7 protein-coding genes are annotated in these 5,139 nt (G+C 46.2%); 6 read left to right on the top strand and 1 reads right to left on the bottom strand.

The window, feature by feature from the left end; genetic code table 11:
• The 5 genes from VN447_RS06700 to VN447_RS06680 all read left to right on the top strand — a co-directional run.
• A partial coding sequence (locus tag VN447_RS06700; RefSeq protein WP_325524105.1) for an HAD-IC family P-type ATPase occupies positions 1–691 on the top strand: 691 nt, incomplete at its 5' end.
• Between the two features lie 48 nt (positions 692–739).
• Positions 740–943 (top strand): CopZ family metallochaperone, encoded by a 204-nt coding sequence (locus VN447_RS06695; RefSeq protein ID WP_325524103.1) that lies wholly within the window; start codon positions 740–742, stop codon positions 941–943.
• 857 nt (positions 944–1,800) lie between these two features.
• Positions 1,801–3,057, top strand: coding sequence for an S-layer homology domain-containing protein (locus VN447_RS06690; RefSeq protein WP_325524101.1), 1,257 nt, complete (start codon positions 1,801–1,803; stop codon positions 3,055–3,057).
• A 263-nt stretch (positions 3,058–3,320) separates the two neighbouring features.
• On the top strand, positions 3,321–4,073 hold the full coding sequence (locus tag VN447_RS06685) for a TPM domain-containing protein (protein WP_325524099.1): 753 nt from the start codon (positions 3,321–3,323) through the stop codon (positions 4,071–4,073).
• Positions 4,067–4,450 (top strand): NusG domain II-containing protein, encoded by a 384-nt coding sequence (locus VN447_RS06680; protein ID WP_325524097.1) that lies wholly within the window; start codon positions 4,067–4,069, stop codon positions 4,448–4,450. The genes VN447_RS06685 and VN447_RS06680 overlap by 7 nt, the downstream gene beginning before the upstream one ends.
• Before the next feature lie 62 nt (positions 4,451–4,512).
• On the opposite strand, the gene VN447_RS06675 is transcribed toward VN447_RS06680, so the two are convergent.
• Entirely contained in the window at positions 4,513–4,857 is a 345-nt protein-coding gene (locus VN447_RS06675; protein ID WP_325524095.1) for a four-helix bundle copper-binding protein, read from the bottom strand.
• Between the two features lie 163 nt (positions 4,858–5,020).
• On the opposite strand from VN447_RS06675, the gene VN447_RS06670 reads away from it, so the two are divergent.
• On the top strand, positions 5,021–5,139 hold a 119-nt coding region (locus VN447_RS06670; RefSeq protein ID WP_325522467.1), incomplete at its 3' end, for a metal-sensitive transcriptional regulator.

Raw genomic sequence — 5,139 nt, 5'->3', positions numbered from 1 at the left:
AATTTTGGTGGGTACACGCAAACTAATGAAGGAAAACAATATTGAGTATGAATCAGCTGTTCCTCGAATCGAACAGTTGGAACTTCAGGGTAAGACGGTCATGTTATTTGCCTTAGAAAATAAGCTCAGAGGGTTGTTCGCCGTGGCTGATACAGTGAAAGAGAATTCTGCGCAAGCTGTAGCCGAGCTGCAAAAAATGGGTATTGAAGTATGGATGATAACCGGTGACAATACCCGGACTGCTCAGGCCATCGCCCAAACCGTCGGGATAACCAGCGTTATGGCTGAAGTACTGCCAGAGCACAAAGCCGAAAAGGTTGAGGCTCTTAAAAAAGAGGGTAAGGTTGTAGCTATGGTCGGTGACGGCATTAACGATGCCCCGGCGCTGGCAACCGCCGACGTAGGCTTTGCTATTGGCACAGGCACCGATGTCGCTATCGAGGCAGCAGATATTACCCTAATGCGGGGTGACCTGACTGGTATTGTGGCCGCCATTCGCTTAAGCAAGGCAACCATGCGGAACATTAAGCAGAATCTATTCTGGGCGCTTGTCTATAATTCGCTTGGCATTCCAGTCGCGGCAGCAGGATTTCTATCACCCGTGCTGGCAGGCGCGGCAATGGCCTTTAGTTCGGTATCGGTGGTAACCAATGCACTTAGACTGAAACGGTTCAACCCGTATGGGGCTTAATGCAGGGGAGTTACTTATGCTGAGTCATATACGAGGGGAGGTGATGTTGTGAGTCAAGAGGAAACGATATTGAAAATTGAGGGTATGTCCTGCGGACATTGTAAAATGAGTGTTGAAAAGGCACTCCAAGCTATTCCGGGAGTGGTAAGTGCCAGTGTTGATCTGGCAAAAAAAGAAGCGCTTGTTACTGGTACTGCTAACCGGGTTGCGCTTGTGAAAGCCGTAGAAGAGGCTGGCTTTGACGTGGTTTAATTAAAGACCGGCTAGAAAATACGCAAAAGCCTGCGTGGTAGGCTTTTGCGTATTTTATTTACTCCGATGACAGTATAGGCATTTTATCCGATGACCAAGTCGCTCTAAGACTCCCACCTCTCAAGTGGGAGTTATACCCAAAGGGCACAGGCGAGCGGTTAAGTCCCTGAAAGTTGGTCGACTAAACTTCAGATGGGGTTTTCAGCTGCAGTAACCACTCCAATCCCCGGAATTGTCAATAACAGATAACCATCTGTTTGAAGAAGGAGAGTCTCAATCTCCTTTTCAAGTCGTCCAATATTTTCAATCTAATCGTGATAAATCATATAATTTTAGATGCAGTAAAAGAAGTTTTGGTTCTGATTCTGGTTTTGGGAGTGAATAAGCGCATTGTGCAGCTTGTAAAAGTTTCTGGATGGTTGTCTGACGCAACTTTAAATTAAATTCTTTCGAGATGCGTCTCAAGCCTAACTCACCGAACTAATAATGTCTAGTGGCTTCGATTTTTTGAGACAGCCCCTTTGCTGTTTTTTTCATACAGCCCCTGTTTTCGTAATTAACGTTCAAAAGATCTTCATGACTTCTTCATAACATTAACATAAATTCTTCACAGGATATTCATTAGTTCTTCATAACACTTGGTTATAATGAAAACATAGGAAGAAGTGCCATATTGTAGTAATTATGTATGGATAAATCTTACACCGGGCGGCCGGAGGGCGGAAGGAGGTGTAATCTTAGGTTCCTCACTGGTCTGCAAAAAGGTGTATGATAAACCGCCGGGTGGGTAAGGGAACAAGGATAACTTATTATCATCCCGCGCGGTACATAAACAAAAAACCTAAGGAGGAAATATTGTGAGAAAAAGTGTGATTGCTTTAACGTTAATCTTTGTATTGAGTGTTGCGGCAACGGCGTTTGCTGCTCCCGGTTTTAGTGATGTGCCAGCCAAACATTGGGCCTATGACGCTGTGAATCAGTTGTCAAAAGCCGGTATCGTTGACGGATACGGTGACAGCACCTTCCGCGGTGACAAAATGATCAGCCGTTATGAAATGGCGGTAATTACCGCTAAAGCGGTAGAAAAATACAGCAAGGCGGATGCCCATATCAAGGCGATTATCGACAAACTGTCGGTTGAGTTTGCCAGTGAGCTGAACACCCTCGGCGCACGCGTTGCCAAGCTGGAAAAAGATCAGCCCAAGGTAAAGGTATCGTCTGAAACACGGTACCAGCTCAATGTCTCAGATCCAACTTCTGGTAAGACCACTAGTGACAATTTCCTGCGCCAGCGTATTTACTTCAGTGGCCCTGTTAACGAAAAAATTACCGGCAACCTCCGCTTGCAGTGGGTAGATAAGGCGCTGGAAGATATAGGGAATGACAAGGGATTTACCGTTGACCGCATTTACTTTGATGTAAAGGACACACTTGGCATGGATTGGGTTATGGGCCGCCAGACCTTCTTAATGGGCCGTGGTCTGTTAAACAATACCAGCAGTGAAAACCTGGATGGTATTAAATTCTTAACGAAAGTTGGTCCGGACCTGAAACTGAGTGGGTACTACGGCCGTGAGAAATACTTCGATGGCTCGACACCCACAGAAGCACGTGAAATCGCTACCGCAGACCTTTCCTGGAAAGCGAGCAACAAGCTTACAGTAGGCGCTACATACCTCAAGGACGCCGATCATCCGGCTGACGTTTGGACTGTAAACGGTTTGGCAAAGCTGAACAAGGTATGGACACTCGCAGGTGAATATGGCCAAAACACTAAAGTTGATAATAACCCTGCTTCTTATTTCGTACAGCTTTCCAACGGCAACCTCAATACCGTTTTCTCAGGTACTGGCGGTCGCTTCGTTAAAAATGAACAAGGATCTCAGGCTTGGGCGCTGCTCTACAAAACGGTAGACAAAGACTTCTGGTATTCCGGCAGTAAATTTAAAGGCGGTACACTACTGACCAATGACCAAAAGGCATTCGAGGTAGTATATCAAAATGCCTTGCTTAAAAATACGTTGCTTACTGTCAGTTTTGCAGACATCAAAGTAAAATCAACTGGAGCTGACAGCGAGAAGAAAAGCTTTGCCCGAGTTGAGTTCTTCTTCTAAATTTAGATACTAAACTCTTTTCAACAGACACGGCAGAAGCCAGCAGCGGCTTCTGCCGTGTCTGTTATTATGCAGTCAGCTGTTAAGGGCGCACCGGCCACGGTGGCCAAACCAGCGCCGCCGCTTCCCGCGCGACAATTACGCCAAGTCTTAGCGCGGCTTGGTCATCGGATAAAAATATAAGTTCTTCACCGAATATTCATAACTTCTTCATACTGAAAGAGTACAATTAGCTTAAAGGGCTAATAAAGTAGGTGATTAGGATGAGAAAGTTGCTAGTTTGGCTCATACTTGTTATATCTTTGGCAGTCACTGCTGTAGCTTCAGCACAGCCAGCGATACCGCCTGCACCGGTCAGCAGCCGGTATGTGCAGGATTATGCCGGTGTATTATCTGACGAGACTAAGGCTAAGATTAACAAACTAGGCAAGAAGATAGCGGAAACCACTAAGGCGCAAGTGGTTGTTGTCACGGTGAATTCGTTAGAAGGTATGCCGATTGAGGAATATGCCCTCGGTATTCTCCGTAAGTGGGGCATTGGCGACAAGACCCAGAATAATGGTGTTCTTCTGTTAATTGCAGTAAACGACAAACAGTCGCGAATTGAGGTCGGATATGGTTTAGAGGGAGTACTCAATGATGCCAAAACAGGTAGAATCCTAGATGAATCAGTGCTGCCGTATTTTCAGCAGGGTGATTATAATCGCGGCGTGTGGACAGGATATAAGGCGTTGGTCAGTACAATATCTGGTGAGTACGGTAAAGATGTACGAGCAAATGAAAAAAATAAAACAACCGATGCAAGCCTAGGTGTCGCTACCTGGTGGAACGGATTGCCGGGATGGCTGCAGTTAATAGCTTTTATTGGAGTAGCCGCCCTGGTAGCAGGTGATTGGTTATTCTTTGGCGGCAGTATTACTTTACTCTTATTATCTTTCTTACGTTTCCGAGGTGGCGGTGGCGGCGGTTATGGGGGCGGGTCAGGCGGAGGCGGAGGCGCTGACCGCAAATGGTAGGTTTGACAAGGGCTGATAAAGTATTGGTTGTTTTATTACTCCTCCTATCTGTAGCCGGCATCGGGCTCAACATTTCAATAGCGGCTGCGGGTGGCGAACAACAGGCCGAAATATGGGTGGAGGGTACCTTATATAAAACTGTGCCGCTCAAAGAGGGGTATAAGCAAGAAATCCGGATTGGTGGCGATTCCCACTATGATATTATTGAGGTTCAGGATACCAGAATTCGGGTGCGAGAAGCTGATTGTCCCAACCAGGACTGCATTAAGATGGGATGGATCCAGCACGCGCCTCAGCAAATTGTTTGTCTTCCTTATCGCATTGTAATCAAAATTGTGTCGTCCGCTCCATCGGATACAGATACAATAGTTCACTAGTGAAAAAAAGCTATGCCCCCGTTCTTAAGCAGAGATGCTTAGGTGACGGGGGCATGTTGATATTACTGCGCCATTTTCCTGCATTCATTGGCGCAGGCTTGGCAAGCGTCGGCACACCGCTGGCAATGGGGGTCTCTAAATTGGGCGCAGTCACTGGCGCAGGCATCGCAGATGCTTGCGCAGAGAGAACATAGCTGCTTGGCATGATGGCTGCCCCGGGCCATATATTGTGCAGACATGGTGCATATGTCTGCACAGTCCCGGAGCATATTGATACAGTGAGTTCTCGCTTTGACATCAGCCTCTTGTAGGCACAAAGACAAGCATTCCTCGCAAGCTTGCATGCACGCGTTGCAGGCATCAATACAAGTCTGCATCTTAGTAGGCGCGTTTAATACTGTAGGCATGAGTAATCCTCCCCGATAAATTCTTTATCTTATTATCCCCAAAGCAGGTCAATTAATTCGGTATGGTTAGTCTTTTTTTTCTTAGGAAAGACTAAAAGCATTGACAGTACATTACTTTTAGTCTTACAATAATACTATACCGGGGTATAGTAGGAGGAGCTATATGTTAGATGACAAGGAAAAGACAGATATCAAAAAAAGGCTGAGGCGAACCAGCGGACAAATCAACGGGATTGAAAAAATGATTGATGAGGGCCGCTACTGTGTAGATGTCCTGCAACA

Source organism: Sporomusa sp., assembly GCF_035561155.1.
GTDB lineage: Bacteria > Bacillota > Negativicutes > Sporomusales > Sporomusaceae > Sporomusa.
Note: the sequence above shows the minus strand (reverse complement) of the source record. Positions and strands in the feature narration are given on the sequence as shown.

What these genes read in the sequence shown, in the direction of transcription:
- VN447_RS06685 (WP_325524099.1), top strand. Translation starts at nt 3,321, where the DNA reads ATGAGAAAGTTGCTAGTTTGGCTCATACTTGTTATATCTTTGGCAGTC.
- VN447_RS06680 (WP_325524097.1), top strand. Translation starts at nt 4,067, where the DNA reads ATGGTAGGTTTGACAAGGGCTGATAAAGTATTGGTTGTTTTATTACTC.
- VN447_RS06675 (WP_325524095.1), bottom strand. Translation starts at nt 4,857, where the DNA reads ATGCCTACAGTATTAAACGCGCCTACTAAGATGCAGACTTGTATTGAT.